Source organism: Ruegeria sp. AD91A, assembly GCF_003443535.1.
Lineage (GTDB): Bacteria > Pseudomonadota > Alphaproteobacteria > Rhodobacterales > Rhodobacteraceae > Ruegeria.
Window position 1 is genome coordinate 26,259 of the sequence record NZ_CP031946.1, and the last position, 19,472, is coordinate 45,730.

At 57.8% G+C, this 19,472-nt stretch carries 25 protein-coding genes; 14 read left to right on the forward strand and 11 right to left on the reverse strand.

Features of this window, described 5'->3' with window-relative positions:
- Positions 1–165 precede the first annotated feature (165 nt).
- The 4 genes from D1823_RS00115 (at position 166) to aspS (ending at position 4,416) form a co-directional block, all read left to right on the forward strand.
- The gene (locus D1823_RS00115; protein ID WP_117867927.1) at positions 166–1,293 is read left to right on the forward strand and encodes an aminodeoxychorismate synthase component I; all 1,128 of its coding nucleotides are present in this window, start codon (positions 166–168) and stop codon (positions 1,291–1,293) included.
- Entirely contained in the window at positions 1,248–1,895 is a 648-nt protein-coding gene (locus D1823_RS00120) for an aminotransferase class IV family protein (RefSeq protein WP_117867929.1), read from the forward strand. The genes D1823_RS00115 and D1823_RS00120 overlap by 46 nt, the downstream gene beginning before the upstream one ends.
- On the forward strand, positions 1,892–2,563 hold the full coding sequence (locus D1823_RS00125) for a CPBP family intramembrane glutamic endopeptidase (protein ID WP_254683762.1): 672 nt from the start codon (positions 1,892–1,894) through the stop codon (positions 2,561–2,563). The genes D1823_RS00120 and D1823_RS00125 overlap by 4 nt, the downstream gene beginning before the upstream one ends.
- Before the next feature lie 77 nt (positions 2,564–2,640).
- Positions 2,641–4,416, forward strand: coding sequence for an aspartate--tRNA ligase (gene aspS / locus D1823_RS00130; protein WP_117867931.1), 1,776 nt, complete (start codon positions 2,641–2,643; stop codon positions 4,414–4,416).
- Positions 4,417–4,589: 173 nt separating this feature from the next.
- On the opposite strand, the gene D1823_RS00135 is transcribed toward aspS, so the two are convergent.
- Positions 4,590–5,309: a response regulator gene (locus tag D1823_RS00135; protein ID WP_117867933.1), complete on the reverse strand. Its 720-nt coding sequence runs from the start codon at positions 5,307–5,309 to the stop codon at positions 4,590–4,592.
- 136 nt (positions 5,310–5,445) lie between these two features.
- Here D1823_RS00135 and mce point away from each other — a divergent pair, with 136 nt between their 5' ends.
- Both mce and D1823_RS00145 read left to right on the forward strand, forming a co-directional pair.
- Entirely contained in the window at positions 5,446–5,850 is a 405-nt protein-coding gene (gene mce, locus D1823_RS00140; RefSeq protein WP_117867935.1) for a methylmalonyl-CoA epimerase, read from the forward strand.
- A 24-nt stretch (positions 5,851–5,874) separates the two neighbouring features.
- On the forward strand, positions 5,875–6,147 hold the full coding sequence (locus tag D1823_RS00145) for a DUF1467 family protein (RefSeq protein WP_117867937.1): 273 nt from the start codon (positions 5,875–5,877) through the stop codon (positions 6,145–6,147).
- 12 nt (positions 6,148–6,159) lie between these two features.
- On the opposite strand, the gene D1823_RS00150 is transcribed toward D1823_RS00145, so the two are convergent.
- Positions 6,160–6,852, reverse strand: a complete 693-nt coding sequence (locus tag D1823_RS00150) for an EI24 domain-containing protein (protein ID WP_205511882.1) — start codon at positions 6,850–6,852, stop codon at positions 6,160–6,162.
- Positions 6,849–7,427, reverse strand: coding sequence for a nitroreductase family protein (locus D1823_RS00155; RefSeq protein WP_117867939.1), 579 nt, complete (start codon positions 7,425–7,427; stop codon positions 6,849–6,851). Before D1823_RS00155 ends, D1823_RS00150 begins: the two co-directional genes overlap by 4 nt.
- A 135-nt stretch (positions 7,428–7,562) precedes the next feature.
- On the opposite strand from D1823_RS00155, the gene D1823_RS00160 reads away from it, so the two are divergent.
- Positions 7,563–7,838, forward strand: coding sequence for a DUF167 domain-containing protein (locus D1823_RS00160; protein ID WP_117867941.1), 276 nt, complete (start codon positions 7,563–7,565; stop codon positions 7,836–7,838).
- Here D1823_RS00160 and D1823_RS00165 read toward each other — a convergent pair.
- Positions 7,826–8,074: a hypothetical protein gene (locus tag D1823_RS00165; RefSeq protein WP_117867943.1), complete on the reverse strand. Its 249-nt coding sequence runs from the start codon at positions 8,072–8,074 to the stop codon at positions 7,826–7,828. The genes D1823_RS00160 and D1823_RS00165 overlap by 13 nt on opposite strands.
- A 120-nt stretch (positions 8,075–8,194) precedes the next feature.
- Here D1823_RS00165 and D1823_RS00170 point away from each other — a divergent pair, with 120 nt between their 5' ends.
- The 5 genes from D1823_RS00170 to D1823_RS00190 all read left to right on the forward strand — a co-directional run bounded on the left by D1823_RS00170 (position 8,195) and on the right by D1823_RS00190 (position 10,132).
- Positions 8,195–8,902: a M48 family metallopeptidase gene (locus D1823_RS00170; RefSeq protein WP_117872558.1), complete on the forward strand. Its 708-nt coding sequence runs from the start codon at positions 8,195–8,197 to the stop codon at positions 8,900–8,902.
- Positions 8,899–9,267: a YigZ family protein gene (locus tag D1823_RS00175; protein ID WP_205511884.1), complete on the forward strand. Its 369-nt coding sequence runs from the start codon at positions 8,899–8,901 to the stop codon at positions 9,265–9,267. Before D1823_RS00170 ends, D1823_RS00175 begins: the two co-directional genes overlap by 4 nt.
- A gap of 69 nt (positions 9,268–9,336) precedes the next feature.
- Entirely contained in the window at positions 9,337–9,588 is a 252-nt protein-coding gene (locus D1823_RS00180) for a DUF6455 family protein (protein WP_117867945.1), read from the forward strand.
- Between the two features lie 14 nt (positions 9,589–9,602).
- Positions 9,603–9,872 (forward strand): DUF6455 family protein, encoded by a 270-nt coding sequence (locus D1823_RS00185; protein WP_117867947.1) that lies wholly within the window; start codon positions 9,603–9,605, stop codon positions 9,870–9,872.
- Positions 9,872–10,132 (forward strand): DUF6455 family protein, encoded by a 261-nt coding sequence (locus D1823_RS00190; protein WP_117867949.1) that lies wholly within the window; start codon positions 9,872–9,874, stop codon positions 10,130–10,132. Before D1823_RS00185 ends, D1823_RS00190 begins: the two co-directional genes overlap by 1 nt.
- Here D1823_RS00190 and D1823_RS00195 read toward each other — a convergent pair whose 3' ends face one another.
- Positions 10,133–10,375 (reverse strand): CDGSH iron-sulfur domain-containing protein, encoded by a 243-nt coding sequence (locus D1823_RS00195; RefSeq protein ID WP_117867951.1) that lies wholly within the window; start codon positions 10,373–10,375, stop codon positions 10,133–10,135.
- 229 nt (positions 10,376–10,604) lie between these two features.
- Here D1823_RS00195 and D1823_RS00200 point away from each other — a divergent pair, with 229 nt between their 5' ends.
- Complete coding sequence (locus tag D1823_RS00200) at positions 10,605–10,793, forward strand: hypothetical protein (protein WP_050604769.1); 189 nt, start codon at positions 10,605–10,607, stop codon at positions 10,791–10,793.
- A gap of 132 nt (positions 10,794–10,925) precedes the next feature.
- Here D1823_RS00200 and D1823_RS00205 read toward each other — a convergent pair whose 3' ends face one another.
- Positions 10,926–11,285 (reverse strand): hypothetical protein, encoded by a 360-nt coding sequence (locus tag D1823_RS00205; protein ID WP_117867953.1) that lies wholly within the window; start codon positions 11,283–11,285, stop codon positions 10,926–10,928.
- 112 nt (positions 11,286–11,397) lie between these two features.
- Positions 11,398–12,786 (reverse strand): 30S ribosomal protein S12 methylthiotransferase RimO, encoded by a 1,389-nt coding sequence (rimO, locus tag D1823_RS00210; RefSeq protein WP_117867955.1) that lies wholly within the window; start codon positions 12,784–12,786, stop codon positions 11,398–11,400.
- Positions 12,787–12,880: 94 nt separating this feature from the next.
- Between rimO and D1823_RS00215 the strand changes: the two genes are divergently transcribed.
- The gene (locus D1823_RS00215) at positions 12,881–14,836 is read left to right on the forward strand and encodes an AsmA family protein (protein ID WP_117867957.1); all 1,956 of its coding nucleotides are present in this window, start codon (positions 12,881–12,883) and stop codon (positions 14,834–14,836) included.
- A 47-nt stretch (positions 14,837–14,883) separates the two neighbouring features.
- Here the strand turns inward: D1823_RS00215 and D1823_RS00220 are convergent, their stop codons facing one another.
- Genes D1823_RS00220 through D1823_RS00235 form a run of 4 tightly spaced genes read right to left on the reverse strand, consistent with a single transcriptional unit; the run spans position 14,884 to position 19,449 of the window.
- The gene (locus D1823_RS00220; RefSeq protein ID WP_117867959.1) at positions 14,884–16,380 is read right to left on the reverse strand and encodes a phosphomannomutase/phosphoglucomutase; all 1,497 of its coding nucleotides are present in this window, start codon (positions 16,378–16,380) and stop codon (positions 14,884–14,886) included.
- Between the two features lie 15 nt (positions 16,381–16,395).
- On the reverse strand, positions 16,396–17,229 hold the full coding sequence (gene kdsA / locus D1823_RS00225) for a 3-deoxy-8-phosphooctulonate synthase (RefSeq protein WP_117867961.1): 834 nt from the start codon (positions 17,227–17,229) through the stop codon (positions 16,396–16,398).
- Positions 17,230–17,234: 5 nt separating this feature from the next.
- Positions 17,235–18,812, reverse strand: coding sequence for a capsule biosynthesis protein (locus D1823_RS00230; protein WP_117867964.1), 1,578 nt, complete (start codon positions 18,810–18,812; stop codon positions 17,235–17,237).
- Positions 18,790–19,449, reverse strand: coding sequence for an ABC transporter ATP-binding protein (locus D1823_RS00235; RefSeq protein ID WP_117867966.1), 660 nt, complete (start codon positions 19,447–19,449; stop codon positions 18,790–18,792). Before D1823_RS00235 ends, D1823_RS00230 begins: the two co-directional genes overlap by 23 nt.
- Positions 19,450–19,472 lie beyond the last annotated feature (23 nt).

The following is a 19,472-nucleotide window of genomic DNA, read 5'->3' on the forward strand; positions in this document are numbered from 1 at the left end:
TCGATTGTCCGCGAGTCAGGGCACCGCCCCAGCGCCCAAATTGTCCTGCGTTATAGGGACCGCGCAAAAAGGTGCAAGAGGTATCGGAAACAGGGGCGAAATTGCCGCTTTCCCCTCTTTCACTTGGCAGAGTATTCTCTATACGGCCCCTCACGGCAAATGAGGATGCAAGTGCGTATTCGTTTCGATCAGGGACCGGCCGGGCGAGGAACCCGGTTTCAGCGTCCGTCTCAGGTGATCCGCGCGGATGTGGCGGAAGACGTGCCCCAGGCTCTGGCGGCACTGGACGAGGCGCGCGCAGGTGGTGCCTGGCTGGCAGGGTATGCCAGTTACGAGCTGGGCTATGCGCTCGAGTCCCGGCTCAACGGTCTTTTGCCGGAAGAACGACGTCTGCCTTTGGTGTGCTTTGGGGTCTATGATGCACCGGATCGGGTCGCCCTTCCGTCGCCTGCGGGTGACGTGGGCGCATTCCGGCCCCGCTGGGATGAAGCGCGTTACAGCAAGGCGTATCAGACCGTGCATGACGCCATCGGTGCTGGTGACATCTATCAGGCCAACCTGACCTTTCCGATTGATCTGACCGTCTCGGGCAACAGCGAAACGCTCTATGCCGCGCTGGCGGTGGGGCAGCCAGTAGGCCACGGAGCGCTGGTGCAGCAGGATGGGTTGCCCGATCTGCTCAGCCGCTCGCCGGAGTTGTTTTTCCGCACCGATGAGGGTGGACGGATCGAAACCCGACCGATGAAGGGCACGCAACCGCGCAGTGAAGACCCGGATGAGGACGCGCGCCGCCGGGCTTTTCTGACCACGGACGAAAAGAATCGGGCCGAGAATCTGATGATTGTTGACCTGCTGCGAAATGACATCAGCCGCGTCGCGCTGCCCGGATCCGTTCATGTGCCTGACCTGTTCCGGGTGGAAACCTATGCCACCGTACATCAGATGGTCTCGCTGGTGCGGGCGCAGCTGCACAAATGCGTGGGGTTGGGTGAAATTCTGACAGCACTGTTTCCCTGCGGGTCGATCACCGGAGCCCCCAAGATCCGCGCGATGGAAATTCTGGCGGAACTGGAGCCATGGGCGCGCGACATCTATTGCGGTACAATTGGCTGGGCCGCACCTGATGGACGGTCCGAGTTCAACGTGGCCATCCGCACCTTGATGCTTGAAGATGATCACGCCACTCTGAACGTAGGCGGTGGCGTCGTTTGGGACAGCACCGCCCCATCAGAGTATGAGGAGGCGTTATGGAAAGCCCGCTTCGCCCGCCAGCTGAACCTGATTTCAGCCTGATCGAAACACTGGCCCTCCGGCCAGGTCAAGGCTTTGTAAGGCTGGACCGCCATCTTGCACGAATGGCCCGCACTGCGCGGGTGTTTGAGATTCCTTTCAATCCGGATGAAGCGACCGCCCGGCTGAAAAGCGCGGCTTGCGACACCCCGCTGCGTTGCCGCCTTACGCTGGATGTGTCGGGTTCGGTCGATCTGACAACCGGCGAACTGGTGGACAATCCCAGGATCTGGCGCGTCGCTCTGTCAAATCAGCGTCTGGCTTCGAATGACCTTTGGTTGCGTCACAAGACCACGCGCCGTGCGCTCTACGACTCTTCGCGCGCTGCACTGCCAGAGGGGGTGAATGAGCTGTTGTTTCTGAATGAACTGGATGAGCTGTGTGAAGGCACCATCACGAATTTGTTTTTGAAAATGCCTGATAGCCGGGTTCTGACACCCGCTCTGTCCAGCGGGCTTTTGCCGGGGATACTGCGGGAAGAACTGCTGGATAATGAAACGGTCACCGAAGCCGTTCTGACCTTGACCGACCTGAAAAACGCCCAAACTGTATACATGGGCAATTCATTGCGCGGACTGATCGAGGTGGAGCTTATAGACAGGTGACAAAAAACAGCACGATGGTCGGACCGCCGGTAGCATTGCGACGGCTGCGGCTGGAATTCGGCATCTTCTATATCGGCTTCCCGTTGCTGATCGCTGTTCTCTTTCCACCGAACTGGATGTTTCCGGCCCTGTTTGCACTGACCGGGCTAGGGATCGTTCTTCTGCACCGGACGCCCGGATTTCAATGGGCTGAGCTTCGTTATGGCTGGGCCAGCTGGACCCTGCGCGAGATTGCTCTGTTCTCTGCCATCGTGACCGTCTTTTGCGTAGGACTGATACAGATCACACGTCCGGATGCCGCGTTCTTCCTGCTTATGCACCGCCCCGAAATGCTGGCCCTCATCTGGGTCGGCTACCCACTTTTATCAGCGCTGCCACAGGAGCTGCTGTTCCGCCCTTTGTTCTTTCGCCGCTATCACGCGATCCTGCCAGAAGGGCGCGCGGCCTATCTGCTGAACGCGGCCATATTCTCGTTCGCACACCTGATGTACTGGAGTTGGATCGTCGCCCTGATGACACTTGTCGGCGGGCTACTGTTCACCTGGGCCTACCGGCAGCGCGGGTCATTCTTCTATGCGGTACTGCTGCACGCGATTGCAGGCAATATCATCTTTGCGGTGGGGCTGGGTGTCTATTTCTACTCAGGCAATGTGCAAAGGCCGTTTTGAAAGGGCGACCCGCCTTGACTTTCCGGGTCTGACAGGGTGTATCGGCGCGACGAATTCTGCGCCCGAAGGGATATTCCATGCACGCCTACCGCAGCCACACCTGCGCCGCCTTGACCGCCGCCAATGTTGGAGAAACCGTTCGCCTGTCCGGTTGGGTGCATCGGGTTCGAGATCATGGGGGCGTGCTGTTCATCGACCTGCGCGACCATTTCGGCGTAACTCAGATCCTGTGCGACGGCGACAGTGCCGCCTTTGCCGAGTTGGAAAAGGTGCGGTCTGAATGGTGTATCCGCATCGACGGCACCGTCAAAGCCCGCGACACGGACCTGGTGAACCCGAAACTGCCCACCGGCGAGATTGAAGTTTATGTACGCGAGCTGGAAGTTCTGGGAGCCGCCGACGAATTGCCGCTGATGGTCTTCGGTGATCAGGAATACCCCGAGGAAACCCGCCTGCGCTATCGCTATCTGGACCTGCGCCGCGAGGCTATGCAGCAGAACATGACCCTGCGCTCGGACGTTGTCGCATCCATGCGTAAAAGGATGTGGGATCAGGGTTTCCGCGAGTATCAGACGCCGATCATCACCGCGTCCTCACCGGAAGGCGCGCGCGACTTTTTGGTGCCTTCGCGTCTGCACCAGGGCAAGTTCTACGCGCTACCGCAGGCCCCGCAGCAATTCAAACAGCTGATCATGGTGTCGGGCTTTGACAAGTATTTCCAGATCGCGCCGTGTTTCCGTGATGAAGACCCGCGTGCTGACCGCTCGCCCACCGATTTCTACCAGCTTGACCTTGAGATGTCGTTTGTCGAGCAGCAGGATGTGTTCGACACGATCCAGCCCGTTCTAACCGGTGTGTTCGAAGAGTTCGGCGGGGGCCGCAAGGTTGATCAGGAATGGCCGCAGATTTCCTACAAGGATGCAGCGCTCTGGTACGGCACCGACAAGCCCGACCTGCGGAACCCTATCAAGATGCAGGTTGTATCTGAGCATTTCCGTGGTTCTGGCTTTGCGATATTCGCCAAATTGCTAGAGCAGGAAGGCACCGAAATCCGAGCCATCCCGGCCCCGACTGGTGGCAGCCGTAAGTTCTGTGACCGTATGAACGCCTTTGCCCAAAAAGAAGGTCTGCCGGGCATGGGCTATATCTTCTGGCGCGATCAGGGTGAAGGGATGGAGGCTGCGGGTCCGCTGGCCAAGAACATCGGCCCCGAGCGCACCGAGGCAATCCGTCAGCAATTAGGTCTGGGCGTAGGCGATGCAGCCTTCTTCCTGGGTGGCAAACCGAAAGCCTTTGAAAAGGTCGCCGGTAAGGCACGCGACGTGATCGGTGAGGAATTGAACCTGACCGAAAAAGACCGCTTTGCCTTTGCGTGGATCGTGGACTTCCCGATTTACGAGCAGGATGAAGAAACCGGCGCGATCGACTTTGAACATAACCCTTTCTCGATGCCGCAGGGCGGCATGGACGCGTTGCAGGGCAACCCGCTGGATGTGCGCGGTTATCAGTATGATCTGGCGTGTAACGGGTACGAGCTGGTTTCAGGCGCGATCCGAAACCACAAGCCGGAAATTATGCTGAAGGCCTTTGAATTGGCTGGCTATGGCGAGGATGAAGTGAAATCCCGCTTTGGCGCCCTGTTCAACGCCTTCCACTACGGCGCACCGCCACACGGTGGTTGCGCGGCCGGTATCGACCGGATCGTGATGTTGCTGGCGGACGAGGCCAATATCCGCGAAGTCATGATGTTCCCGATGAACCAACGCGCTGAAGATCTGATGATGGACGCACCTTCGGATCCGACCTCGGATCAGTTGATGGAGCTGGGTCTTCGCATTATCCCTCAGGACTGATCAATGACCGTCCGCTAAAAAGCGGGCGGTATTTCCACGCAGGTTTCGCGTGTCAGTCCAGCGGATTTTTCAGATTGTTCCGATTGACACGAATGGAACGCGCTGTATGCCGTGTCTGGCGGTAAAGCCAAACGCACAAAAGGGTCGCAGTGATGAAACAGGCTGTGACCATTTCAAATTGCCTCTCGCAGTTCCAGACGGTTCTGTACCATCCCGGCAACCTGCGCTGCCTGCGCGGTGATCGGTGTCCCGTTTGCGCGTGACAGTGCCAGCTTTCGCGCGGCTTCCGCCAGGGGTCTGTCGTCTGCATCGCGCGCGACTCCCTGTAGGAACTGTGCGGCGTAGTCCAATGTGCGATGATCGTTGGGACCTGCGAGCACATCGGCGATGTGGGCCATGTCGTCCTGATAGGCCAGAGGGTCCGGGTGGATGATTTCATCGCGTACCGCATGCAACCCGCAAGGCCGCTGATCTTCCGGCAGGCGTTCCAGAATGGATTTCTGAAAATAAGACATTGATTTTAGAGGTTTGGACAAAAATCCATCCGCTCCGGCCGCAAGAGCCACGTCTTCGCTGGCGTCATCGCCCGACAGGCCCATGATGACGCTGATACGGGGCGTGGTATCCGCCAATTCGGCGATCAGGTCGGCACCGGACCCGTCCGGCAGGCCCATATCGACCAGTATGACCGAAGGCCGATAGATCTGCAGATGCCTTCGGGCCGATTTCAGACAATCCGCGCGGCGAATACGTGCGCCGCTGTGCAGGCACATCAGGCGGATGGCATCGCAAGCGTACCGGCTGTCTTCGACAACCAGTATGGTCTGACCCAGCAAGGGTCGAGTCGCGGTAGGCGCGGCGGTGGTGGTGGCAAGTAGGCCCGAATCGTCCATGGCAGCTCTCCTATGCAGCAGATGCCTCACGCTAGGAACTTCTGGCTAACACGACGTTAACGCGCGATTTGGCGCACTTGTCCTTTGGCGGATCAGCCCCCATAACCCAACCAACGCAGGACAGCAGGAGTGAAACATGATTGGACGCCTGAACCACGTAGCCATCGCCGTACCCGATCTTGAAGCGGCGTCCGAGCAATACCGCAATGCGCTGGGCGCCAAGGTCGGCGCACCGCAGGATGAGCCGGATCACGGTGTCACGGTTGTGTTCATCGAGTTGCCAAACACCAAGATCGAACTTTTGTACCCACTGGGCGATGACAGCCCGATCAACGGGTTTTTGGAAAAGAACCCGTCCGGCGGCATCCACCATGTATGTTATGAGGTCGAGGATATCATCGCTGCCCGCGATCATCTGAAAGCAACCGGCGCGCGTGTTCTGGGATCAGGTGAGCCCAAGATCGGTGCGCATGGAAAACCGGTTCTGTTTCTGCATCCCAAGGATTTCAACGGCTGCCTGGTCGAACTGGAGCAGGTGTAATCCCCCACCCTCGGAGGGCCTGAAATGACCATTACTGCCGCACTAGTGTTGTTCGCCGTCATCTGGTTCATGACGTTGTTGGTGGTGCTGCCCATTCGCATCAAAACCCAGGGCGATCTGGGTGATATCGTTCCTGGCACGCATGCGGGCGCGCCGGAAGTGCATCACATGAAAAGAAAGATGTGGATCACCACCGGTATCTCTGTGGTTCTGTGGGCGATCATCGCCGGGATCATCCTGTCGGGCGTGATCTCAGTGCGGGATTTCGACTGGCTGAATCAGCTGGAGCCAAGGTAATCCCCGTCAGGCCTATTGGCCGGACACGGCGTGATATATATGGGTGAACGTGGCGGCCCCGATGATCGGGATCACCAGGTTCACCAGCGGCACTGAAAGAGGAATGGCCATCAAGGTGCCCGCCACCCAGATCGTTGTCGAGTGTTTGGACCGCAGCTTGCGTGCCCCGTCGCGCCCGATTCTTCGCATCGCAACCAGGGTGAAGTATTCCCTCCCGAGCAAGAACCCGTTCATGGCCCAGAAGATGAAAGGCGCAAGCGGGGTGAAAATTGCGTACAGGATCAGCGCCAGCAGGTTTGCGACAATCAGAACTCCAAGAAAGCTGAGACCGTCCATAACCGCCTCTGAGACAGGGATGCGTCGTGCGGGCGGCAAAGCCGGAAAATGCTTGTCCTCAACCGCCTGTGCCACCTCGTCCAGAAAGATCGAGGTGATGGCCGATGCGACCGGCACCATCAGAAAAACAGGCAAAACAAGGACAAGGACGATACCGGAATAGTTCAGGACGTCGTTCAGCCACGGGACAGCACCCACAAATGGCAGAGAGATTTCACTGCCTGACAACCAGTTGATCAACCAGATCGCACCTGCACAGGCGAGAACCAGCAACAGAATGGTCAACCCCACACCGCGCAGCAAGACGGCCCGGAACTTGGGATCTCCGATCTGGCCAAGTGCGCTGAAAAAGGCGTACAGGATAATCATTTCGTAACCCACTCTGTCAGCGCGGCCACATCGGGCCGCGGGCGTTCCGGCGGGGCCGTCCCCTCGGTGGCGATATGAATCAACCCGGCCACACGTTCGTTTTCAGCAAGTCCAAATGCGTCGACGCAGAATTCGCGATCATGTGTTTGCCAACCCGACAGCCAATTTGCGCCCCAGCCCGCAGCCAGCGCGGCGTTCAGCAGGGCCAGACAGACCGCGCCAGCGGAGTAGGTTTGTTCGATGGCCGGAATCTTCTCGGATGGTTTTTGAACCTCGATGATCGCAACTGCCAGATGCCCCATATCGAACTGGCTGCGGGCTTTGGTGATGTCTTCCGGGCTTTTGTTCAGCTTTTGTCCGCAGGTCTCGGTCAGGGCCGCCAGACGAGGCATGGCGCCCTTTTCGAGAACGATGAACCGCCACGGCTCCAGTTTGCCGTGATCGGGGCTGCGCGCTGCGGCCGTCAGCAGGGGCAGCAACTCTTCCCGGGTCGGGGCCGGTGCAACCAGTGTCTTGGCGGGCCGGGACCGGCGCGACTGTAAAAACTCCAGAGCGACGGGGTTTTTCAGGGACATATGTTAACTTCCTTTACATCACGACTCTGTATCTTGGTCGGCGTTCAGCCCGTTTCAAGGGCGCGCCGATCGATTGCGTGGATCAATTTCATTCCGATGTCCTTCATGCAAGATTATTGAAAGAAGGGGGAAACAATGACGAAATCCAAACTACGCGATTTGCCGGACCTCAGCGCGCTGGCGCGGGCAGAGGCTACGTTCAAACTGAAGGTGACGCCAAAGGCGGCCCGTGATCGCGTGATCGTTGAAGAAGATCAGATCAGGGTTTTCGTGACAGCCCCACCTGAAAACGGTAAAGCCAATAGCGCTGTGCAGTCACTACTTGCAAAATGCCTTGGTGTCGCGCCTTCAACCCTGACACTGAAACACGGGCAATCCGCACGGATCAAGGTGTTTGTCTATGACCCCTGAGGCCCGGTTTCGCGAATCTGATAAACGCCTTCGGGCAGGTCCAGCGCGGCCGCCAGATCCCGCACCTGCTCCGGTGACAAAGTGATCCTTTGTATTTGATCGGTACGGGGATCCAGTTGCTCCAGCGTGACGCATTCGGCGAAATTATTGATCACAACATCTTCCTGCAAAGGTCTTTCACCTTCGTCCACAAGCGTAATGACCGTCGAGTCGAATTCATGCTCAATCGAAAACATGAGACCAGAGTGCAGGCCGCCGAGGCGCAATGCAAGCCGTTCGTTGAGCCGGCGGTGTGGTTTCGCCGGTTCGCTCGTACTATGTTGAAATCACGGCCATTCGACCTCAAAGGATATGACATGCACAGATGGTTTGTTTTATTGCTGTCCCTGCTGCTTGCTGCGTGCGGAGAGGGGGCCTTGCGTGTCCAACCCGCCGAGGAATGGCTGGGGGATGAACCAGAGGCCGAACCCATGGTGCAAACCTTTCGCGAGGTCAGCCGGGCGGTCGGGGCCGAAGCCCGTAGCCAGTGCCTGAAACAGACGACTGGGCAGAATTGCGACTTCCGGATTCTTGTTGACCTGAACCCTCAGGCATCGGCCAATGCGTTTCAGACGCTGGACAACAAAAAGCAGCCGGTGATCATATTCACCCGCTCGATGATCGAATCCACCCAGAACGCGGATGAACTGGCGTTTGTCATGGGGCACGAAGCAGCCCACCACGTGTTGGGGCATATCGCCAGACAGAGTGAAATCGCCAGCGCCAGCGCGGCCGAGTTCGGGCGGGTGGCGCAGTTGCGTGGCGGGGATGCCGCTGCAATAGAGGAAGCGCAAAAGCTGGGTGCGCAGGTCGGTGTTCAGGCCTACGTGAAAGACTTTGAGCTGGAGGCAGACCAGTTGGGAACCATCATCACCTATAGCGCGGGATACAATCCGTTGGTTGGGGCAAAATTCTTTGATCGGATCCCGGATCCCGGTGACAGATTTTTGGGAACCCACCCGCCAAATGCTCAACGCGTTCAGATCGTGCTGGAAACAGCAGAGCAACTGGGTCTGTCCCAATGACCGCGCTTACATGTCTGGGGGTTATCTTGACGGATCGCGGTTCGAAATACGCGGTGTCCGGGGCGCAGGTCACGACGCGGGCTGAAATCGACGCCGTTCTGGACGATTTGAAATCCGACAAGGGCTATGCCAAAGCCACCCATAACACCTGGGCTGCGGCTTTGCCGACCGGCGCGTTGAAAGCCGATGACGGGGAAAGCGGGGCGGGCATGGTGATCCTACGTATGATCGAACGCGCCGGGCTGAAAGATCATGTAATTATCGTGACGCGCTGGTACGGCGGCAAGAAACTGGGAGGGGATCGCTTTCGCCGTGTTCAGGATGCCACGCGGGCCTATCTGGATCACATCGGCGTCCAATCTTGACCTGAGTCAATGTTTGCCCTCGCGGATGCGCTACCCTTTGGACACAGCGTGAAAGCGAAAGGAAACAGCATGCCCACCCAAGAGACCCTGCGGCTGCATGCCGGATTGGTGGACGATATGGCCAGAATGCTGGACATTGATCTTGAGGAAGCCGCCATTGATGGCTCCGTTTCTGTGGACCAGATCTCTGACGCTGTTTTGCGCTGTACCGACTGCCCGAACCCGGATCACTGCAAGAGTTTGCTGAACAATCCCGGTTCTGCTCGGCGTACGCCCGAATACTGCCGAAATCAGGAATTGCTCGACAATCTCCTGCCTTAACATACAGGTGCGCCATGACACGTCTGGGCGAAATCATGACCCATCTGCGTTTGGTGTTGCGCATGGGGCGAGCAACCGGAACCGATTTGGCCGCAGCCTATCGGAGCGGTCATCTGAAACAAGAAGAATGGGCGGAAATCGTGCAGCAGTGCCGCGGCTGTTCCTGGGCCAAGGACTGCCCGGAGTGGTTGGAACGGCGTGAGCAGGTCGAACAGGCCCCGTTTTCATGCCCGAATCGCAAGTGTTTTGCCGCCCTCAAAGCCAAGCAGAAGGAGCACGCTTGATGTCTCAGGTCGCGTTAGGGGAAATCGAAAAGCATTTCTGGCTTACACGCTCGGTTTCGCGCTGTATGGGCATTTCCATGACCGAAGTGATGGCCGACGGACGCCTTTCGCCGGAACAATACGCCGAGCTTGTCACGCGGTGCCGCGCTGCCGGATGTGACGTGCAATGCGAATACTGGCTGGCCCGGCAGCAGGGCCAGGCGGCCACGGCCCCGGATTTTTGCCCGAATGCCGAGACCTTGAATGGACTGAAAACCTGATCAAAGCCCGCTGTGCGTTCCGTCGCACAAAGGCGGTTTCGAGCTGTGTTTGCACCCGCAAAAGAAGATCTTTTTACTTTTATCCGCTGTATATTTCATGGGTTCAAATCCGGTGCCTTTATGCGATCCGTCGCAAAACGGCTGGCGGCCGGATTTTCCGCAGGCGCACCAGAAATAGGTTTTCCCTTCGACCACCTCGACCGGAAAAGGTGATTTCTGGGCAATGATGGGTGCGTCTGACATGTGGCTTCTCCGTCTTTTGCTGATCTCGCTGCAACAGTTTAGGGCGCTGACGCCAAAAGGATAGTTGCGACGCTGCAATGATCACCACTGCGGCCTCGGATTGGCATGGATTCGCTGTGACTCACAAAGACGTGATCGATTCAGTTGCCAGATTGTCGTTCAGCCCGTATTCTGAATCTGGCCCCGAAAAGCTGGGCAATATCAGAAAAGTAATAGAGGATTGACGGACATGAAACTGAAACTCGCTGCTGTTGGCGCATTTGCACTGATCCTGACTGCCTGCGCGCAGCAGGAAGAACCGACACCTGTTTACGTTCAGCCCAGCTATGACAAAGCCGGCACACCTAGCTGCCCGGGCGGTTATCAATTGGCCACAACCGAGGCTGGTCAGACGGTCTGCGACCCGATTACTCAATAAGCCATTCGCAGGCGGCCCGGATGCGGACCGCCTGCACCAATCTGGGGATTGCAGCCGCCATTCGAGGCGGTTTTTTCTTGCCTGCGTTTGCGGCTATCGGGCAGGCTGCTTTTTGCAGTGCGCAAACACCGTTTAGTGCCTTTGGAAGCCGTAGGAATGCTTGAACTTGAATGATTTGAATTTGTGTCGCTTGACCGATCCATAGGGGATATGGCCGAGGACACGCCGTTTGGGGGCGGTGTATCGATAAACCGGGGTCGGCTTTTTGGTATGCACCTTGGGGTGCTTGGCATGTGACTTGGCTTTCGGGGCCACGAAATACCGGTTTATCTTGTGACGGCCGTTTTTATGAAAACTCAGATGTTTGCCGCCGGCCACAATAAATCCGGCAGAGCCGACCTGTGTGTGCTGGGCGTAACCGGGGGTGGCCAAGAAATGCGCGGCCATTAGGAAAATTACGCCGTTCAGGCCAAGCTTGAAGATACGGGACATAAAAACCTCCGTGTTCGGCTTTCAGTCCAAGATCGGGTCTGACCGCGTGTTCTGCCAATAAACTCGCTTCACGCTTTGTCCATATGACGTGTGTCTGACGCATTGTCAGACCTTAGACGGGCTTACCCCACAAATCGTATTCTCCGGCCTCGTCCACTTCGACCGTGACGATGTCACCGGGGTTGAGGTTTTCGAATCCTTCATCGATGAACAGGTTGCCGTCGATCTCGGGCGCGTCTGCCTTGGTGCGGCAGGTGGCGGCCTCGTTGTCGATCTCGTCCACGATCACCTCAAGCGTCTGTCCGACCTTCGCCTGCAACTTGGCCTCCGAGATCGCCTGTGCCTTTTCCATGAAACGATCCCAGCGCTCTTGCTTGATTTCTGCCGGGACGTGATCGGGCAGGTCGTTCGAGCGCGCGCCTTCGACGTTTTCATATTGAAAGCAGCCGACGCGATCCAGCTGCGCCTCATCCATCCAATCCAGCAGCGTTTGGAACTCGGCTTCGGTTTCGCCCGGATAGCCAACGATAAAGGTAGATCGCAGGGTGATATCCGGGCAGATCGCACGCCACGCCCTGATCTCAACCAGCGTTTTGGCCGCTGCAGCCGGGCGGGCCATGCGTTTCAGAACGTCCGGGTGGGCGTGTTGAAACGGGATATCCAGATAGGGCAGCACGTTGCACCCGGTATCAGCCATCAGCGGAATCAGGTCACGCACATGCGGATAGGGATACACATAGTGCAGCCGCACCCAGGCATCCATCTGCCCTAGCTCCCGCGCCAGATCAGTGATGTGGCTGCGCACCTCGCGGTCTTTCCACGGGTTCACGTCGTATTTGCGATCCAGCCCATAGGCCGAGGTGTCCTGCGAAATCACCAACAGCTCGCGCACGCCATTGTCGACCAGCTTTTCGGCCTCGCGCAGGACAGCATGGGCCGGACGGCTTGCCAGTTTGCCGCGCATGTCAGGAATGATGCAGAACTTGCACTTGTGGTTACAGCCCTCGGAAATCTTGAGATAGCTGTAGTGGCGCGGGGTCAGTTGCACACTGGCGGCGGGTAACAGGTCCACGAACGGATCAGGATCGGGTGGCACGGCGGCGTGCACCGCATCCAGAACCTGCTCGTATTGGTGCGGGCCGGTGACAGCCATGATGCGGGGGTGATGTTCGCGAATGTAATCCGGTTCTGCGCCCAGACAGCCGGTCACGATGACCTTGCCGTTTTCCACCAGCGCCTCTCCGATCGCGTCCAGCGATTCCGCCTTGGCGCTGTCAAGGAACCCGCAGGTGTTCACAATGACGGCATCGGCCCCGGCATAATCTGGCGAAATGCCGTACCCTTCGGCACGCAGCCGGGTCAGAATGCGTTCACTGTCGACCAACGCCTTTGGGCATCCCAAGGACACCATACCGATAGTCGGCTGGTTTGATTGGGGCGTCTCGGTGATCCGGGCAGCAGGTGCCAGGTCGGGGCGGAGGTTTGGCGGGTTCGTCGTCATGCGCGGCGTATAGTGGGGAAAGCTTCCCCTTGCAAATGTGACGTGTGATTTGAATGATCACGGCAATGACAAGCCAAAAGGCGGAGAGCAGAATATGAAATGGCTGATGCGCATCCTGTTTATTGTTGTGGCGGTGGTCGCGCTGATTATCGGCGCGCTGTTGCTGATGCCGGGGGAGAAGCTTGCTGCGATTCTGGCCGAGCAGGTCAAGGCCCAGACCGGGCGGGATCTGACACTGACCGGCGATGTGCGCATATCCTTCTGGCCGGTGGTGGGGATGGAGACCGGGCCGGTGCGTTTCGGCAATGCGAGCTGGGCCGGACCGGAGCCGATGCTCAGCGCGGATAGCCTTGCCGTCGGGGTGGACGCTGCCGGGCTGTTGAACGGGGATCTGCGAATCAAACGTGTTTTTGCAGACAATCCCGTGTTGCGGTTGGAACGATCAGATGGGCGCGGCAATTGGGAGTTGAGCGCCCCGACAACCGAGGCAACTGCGGCCACGACCGGGGACTCCACGCCAGCTGAACCATCGGGGCAAGTCACTCTGGATCAGCTGGAGCTGACAAATGCACGGCTGATTTACGTGGAAAATGGCGTCTCGCAGATGGATTTCTCGGACGTGACGCTATCTGCAAGTTGGCCCGAGGTCACGGCCGCGATGGTGATGAAGGCGGCCATGCCGGTGCCCGGAGGGGCGGTTCAGGTTGATCTGAAAATCCCGGATTTACCGGCTTTTGCGGCCGGGTCAGTGACTGATCTGGAACTGGCTTTGACGGCCCCGGGCGGCGAGATCGGATTTGAAGGACGCGTCAATCTTACGGGTGAAATGGATGGAACCATCAAGGTCGTGACGCGAGACACCGAAAGGTTGCTTACCGCCTTCGGTCAGGCTGGCACGACTGTACCGCCTGGATTGGGCAAAGTCGCCGACATTTCCGCGCAGATGACATATACGCAGGATGGGCGGATTTCCATGCGGAACATGACTGCGCAATTGGATGACAACCGGTTTGTAGGTGAGGCGGATGTCACCATCTCGGACCCGCCACGGATCGTGGCTCGTCTGGATGCCGGTGATCTGGATCTGTCGCGGATTTCCGAAACGGGTTCTGCTCCAAGCAGCACGTCTCAGGCAAACGCTCCTGCAACTGAGGGGTGGTCAAAGGACCCTATCGACGCGTCCGCTCTGGCACTGGCGAACGGTAAAATTCGCCTGACGGCCAACTCGATCGACGTGCCCGGAATGACGTTCGGTAAAAGCGACCTGACCCTGTCGCTGGACCGGTCGCGGGCCGTTCTTGAAATGCATCCGGCCACGCTGTTTTCGGGGCAACTGAAGGGTCAGGTGGTTGCCAACAATCGCAACGGCCTGTCTGTCGGCGGTACTGTGACCGCGACCGGGATCGACCTGAAACAAGCGCTGACCACAATGGCCGGTGTTGAGCGCCTGTCGGGAACCGCTGCCGGCGCGTTTGAGTTTCTGGGCGCTGGTCAGTCCGAGGATCAGATCATGCGGTCCCTCAGCGGCAAGGGAAACCTAGATGTTGGTCCCGGAGTGATTTACGGGCTCGATCTAGACCGGTTGATGGGGCAGGGCACCGGATCAGGCGGAACCACTGTGTTCAACAGCCTGACGGCCAGTTTCACCATCGATCAGGGCGTGTTGACGAACAACGATCTGCTCATGTCACTGAAGAATTTTCGCGCAGATGGCACCGGTGCCGTGGATCTGGGGGGGCGCAATATCGACTACCTGTTCACGCCAGTGGCGTTGCGTGCCAATTCCGGGCAGGGGATATCGGTCCCCGTTCGCATCGTGGGTCCCTGGAGCGACCCGTCGATCAAGCCGGACCTGACCAAGGTGATCGAGGCGGCTGCGGATGTGAAGGTCAAGGAACTGGAAGACGACGCCAAACAGAAGGTTTTTGAAAAGGTCGGCAACGAATTGGACACGACGATCACCGATAGTGATCAGATCGAAGATGCAATCAAGGACAAGCTTGAAGAAGAGGCCAAGAAAGGTCTGCTCAAACTGTTTGGCGGGGATTGAACAACTAACGTGCTTGGGGCATTGGGATATGCCCCAAGCGGTTGTTTTCAGATGGTTTGGTCGTAATCGCCGACTCCGGGCTCGGTGCGGATGACGGCATCGATGTCCGCGAAGATGGCGCGCATCTCAGCCTCGCTTTCGCTGCTTTCACAGACAACGACCAGATTGGGGGTATTGGATGAAGCCCGCACCAGACCCCAGCTGCCGTTGTCCAGAATCACACGTGCGCCGTTTACCGTAACCACTTCTTTAATTGCGCGACCCGCGAATGTCTCACCGGTGTTGCCCTTCTCGACCAGCTTTTCGACCAGTCGCTGAAGCATATCGTATTTCTCGGTATCGGCTGCATAGGGCGACATCGTGGGTGTGGACCATGTCTTGGGCAAAGCCTTGCGCAGGTCCGACATGCTCTGATCCGGGTTGCGGTCCATCAGTTTGCAGATCTCGACTGCGACACGCATCCCGCAGTCGTACCCACGCCCGACCGGTTCGGCCAAAAAGTAGTGGCCTGACTTTTCGAACCCGGCCAGTGCGCCAATTTCCTTGACCCGACGCTTCATGTGGCTGTGGCCGGTCTTCCAGTAATCGGCTTTGACGCCCAGGGCCTGCAATTCGGGATCGCTGGCGAACAGACCGGTGGATTTCACATCCGCGACAAAGGTCGATCCGGGATACAGCTTGGCCAGATCACGCGCCATGATGACGCCGACCTTGTCGGCAAAGATCTCTTCACCCTCGTCATCGACAACACCACAACGATCACCGTCACCGTCAAACCCAAGCGCCATATCGGCACCGCTGGACTTTACCATGGCGGCCATGTCGTGCAGCATTTCCATGGCCTCAGGGTTCGGGTTGTAGTTGGGGAAGGTATAGTCCAGACGGTTATGGCTGGGCACAACCTCAACCCCGATCCGTTCGAAAATCTCGGGCGCAAAGGCCGATGCTGTGCCGTTGCCCGTTGCGCAGACCACTTTCAGCGGGCGGGACATTTTGAAATCGCCCACCAGGTCGTCGATATAGGCTTCTTTTATCCCCTCAACGAACTCGTATGATCCGCCTTCGTGTGGCAGTCCCTCGCCGTTCAGAACGATGTCACGCAGTTCCGACATCTCATCAGGGCCATGGGTCAGAGGGCGCTCAAAACCCATCTTTACACCGGTCCAGCCGTTGGGATTGTGGCTGGCAGTGACCATCGCCACGGCAGGCACGTCCAGATGAAACTGCGCGAAATAAGCCATGGGGCTGAGTGCAGGGCCAATGTCTTTCACACGGATACCGGCCTGCATCAGGCCCAGCATCAATGCGTTTTTTATCGCCAGCGAGTAATCGCGATAGTCGTTGCCAACGGCGATCACGGGCTCAATGCCGCGCCTGCGCATCTGCGTGCCAAGCCCCAGTCCAAGCGCGGTCATGCCTGGCAGGTTGATCTCTTCGGGGTATTTCCAGCGGGCGTCGTATTCACGGAACCCGGTGGGCTTGATCATTGCGTCGCGCAGAAAGCTCCAGCTGTTGGGTGTCACCTCGGGAAGGGGTTTGGTCATAACAAGTCTCAATCGTTAAATTTGAATAGGGTTTGCTTTAGCCAGCGCATCAAATCGCATCAATGTGTCAACAAGTTGGGGCATCTGGTCGAGCGGGATCATATTTGGCCCGTCCGATGGGGCGGAATCCGGATCCTGATGGGTTTCAATGAACACAGCCCCAACACCCAGAGAAACGGCGGCGCGGGCCATCACTGGCGCAAATTCGCGCTGCCCGCCCGAAGACCCGCCTTTGCCGCCGGGTTGTTGCACGGAATGGGTGGCGTCCATCACGACCGGATACCCGGTTTTCGCCATTTGAGGCAGCGCGCGCATGTCGGCAACCAGCGTGTTGTAGCCAAATGAGGTGCCACGCTCTGTCAGCAGGATGTTCTCGTTTCCGGTGCTTTCAACTTTGTCGACGATATTGGTCATTTCCCAGGGTGCAAGGAATTGCCCCTTTTTTACATTTACCGCTTTCCCGGTGTTGCCTGCCGCCAGCAGCATATCAGTCTGACGGCACAAGAAAGCGGGGATTTGCAGAACATCCACCGCTTCGGCGGCGATGGCACATTGTGCTTCGGTATGAACATCGGTCAGAACCGGGATGCCCATCGTCTTGCGGATGCCGTCAAGCACTTGCAGCCCCACATCGATTCCCATGCCGCGCTTGCCTGACAGAGAGGTTCGGTTTGCCTTGTCATAAGACGCCTTGAAAACGTATTGCGCCCCGGCGGCGTCACAGGCTTCTTTCATCTTGCCCGCAATCATTTGCGCGTGGTCTGCGGATTCAAGCTGACACGGGCCTGCAATGATGGTCAGCGGAAGGTCGTTGCCGACTGTCAGGTCGGAGATTTTTACATGTTTCATGAGTCTTATGAGGATACCTGTTCACGAAGGACCGACGCGGTAAGCGAGATCATGAGGTAGATACCAGCAAACAACAGAAATGCCAAAATCGTATTTTCGAACTTGCGCGGATAGCTGGGTTCCTGACTGGGAACCGGGTTTACCGAGACGGTCAGATAGCGTACCTGCCGGTTGGCTTCGGACCGGGTCGATTCCATTTGCTGCATTGCCGTTTGCAGCATCATGTCCCGCGCCGCCAGGTCCGCCTGCGCGATCTGGATGCGCACGCTCAACCGCGCCAGCGAGTTTTCGCCGTCCGAGGCATCCTGCATCTCGGCATTCAGATCTTTCAGAACCTTCTCCAGACGGGCGATATCTGCTTTGACGCCATCAACCTTTGCTTTGTTCGGACGCAGGTTGTCCTGAAGCGCCGCGAGTTCAAGTTCTTTGTCCTGAACCAGAATTTCGATTTCGTTGATGCGGGCGCGCAGGCTGGCAATGACGTTTTCGGGGTCAAGAACTGCGCCCTGAAGCTGAAGCTCGATCAATTCTTCCTGAGCTTGTCTGCGCGCTTCCTGCGCCGCTTCGAAACTTTGCAGTGCGTCGCGCATCTGGTCTTCACGTTTTTTCCCGGACAAGGCGTTCACCCTGTCTTCTGCATAAGAGATCAGACGTTCGGCAAATTCGGTCGACGTCTGGGCATCGGGGGCAGCAACTTCCATCCGAATGACCCCTTCGGTCGGGTCATAGCCGATGGTGATCATGCGTTTGAACAGCTTGTAGGCGTCTTCAAGCGTGGCGTCCGGGGCCAGTCTCTGAATCGGGTCGATCCATTCCTGTTTGAAGACATCGGAAAACCCGGCATCCCGATCCAGCAACAGCAAAGCTTCTTTCGATTCCAGGAAGGACTGAACCGAGATCGAGTCCTGCGTGGTGGCGAATTGCGTGCCGGCAAGCAGACCGCCGATATTGCCGGGCCCGCCATCAGCTTGCAGGATCAGGAATTCGGAATCGCTCGCATACATCGGAGTGGCGATGCGGTAGAAATAGAACCCGACAATGAAGGTCGGCAGGAATACAAAGACTGCCAGGCGCGCAAACAGTCCAAACAATTTACGCCTGCGGCGACGGGCGATGTCTTTTTGGATTTGGCCGATTTCGAAATTGCGCCGTTCGGCTGGGCTGAGCTCGGGCCCGGGCAGGTTTGTTTTCTCGGCACCCATGGCCTGCGGCAGTTGAACGTTGATCTTGTCCTTGGGTTTGTCACCCCCGTTCGATGGTTTTGCGGCAGCAAGGTCAAGAAGATTGGTGCGCTGGAAGGGATCTACGCCCTTTTTGCGCAGCAACCGCACCGCGTCATAGTCGGATGTGGCAGCCAGATTGTGTTTTTGCGCCAAGCGTCGTGCGATACGCAATTGACGGCCCGTCAGGCCTTCGCGCTTGATGTCATCCAGCTGCGTCCCCGGCTGCGCCTCGCCTGCGGCGGCAGGGTCATGCGTCGCGTTGCGAATACGCGAAATTGCGTCCGACCTCGCCTCGGCCGAACTTTCAGTCTGGCGTTTGTGGCGCCAGTTATATTTTCTAACCTTGGGTTTCGTAGTCATACAGCTGCTTCGCCTCTTCCAAGGAGTCAAACATATACAATTGCCCGTCCAGAAGTACGGCCGCTTTCCGGGCGAATTTCTCTAACACGGACGGGCTGTGCGATACGATCACCAAAGTCGTTGTGCGCAACCTTTCCTTCAGGATCGACCCTGCCTTTTCGTTGAATTCGACATCTGTTGTCGCCGGCATCCCTTCGTCGATGAGGTACATGTCAAAGTCCAACGCCAGCATCAAAGAAAAGGTAAAACGCGCTCTCATCCCAGAGGAATACGTAGCGAGGGGCTGGTCGAAATATTCGCCCAAGCCGCAGAGCCATTTGCAATAGGCCTCGATATAGTCGGGGTCCATACCGTAGATTTTGGCGATGTAACGTGCGTTCTCAAGCGCTGACAGTTTCCCCGACACGCCACCGGTGAACCCCATGGGAAAGGAAACGCGGCATTCGCGACGGATCACGCCTTCGTCGGGTTTTTCCAGACCTGCCATCATGTTGATCAACGTGGTTTTCCCGGTTCCGTTCGGGGCCAGAACACCCAGCGAGGTGCCCAGTTCGACCCGAAATGAGACCCGATCCAGAATCACCTTGCGGCGCGTTCCGGTCCAGAAGGATTTGCTGACGTTGTCGAACTCTAGCATTCGCGGTCTGCTGCTCGTTTTGG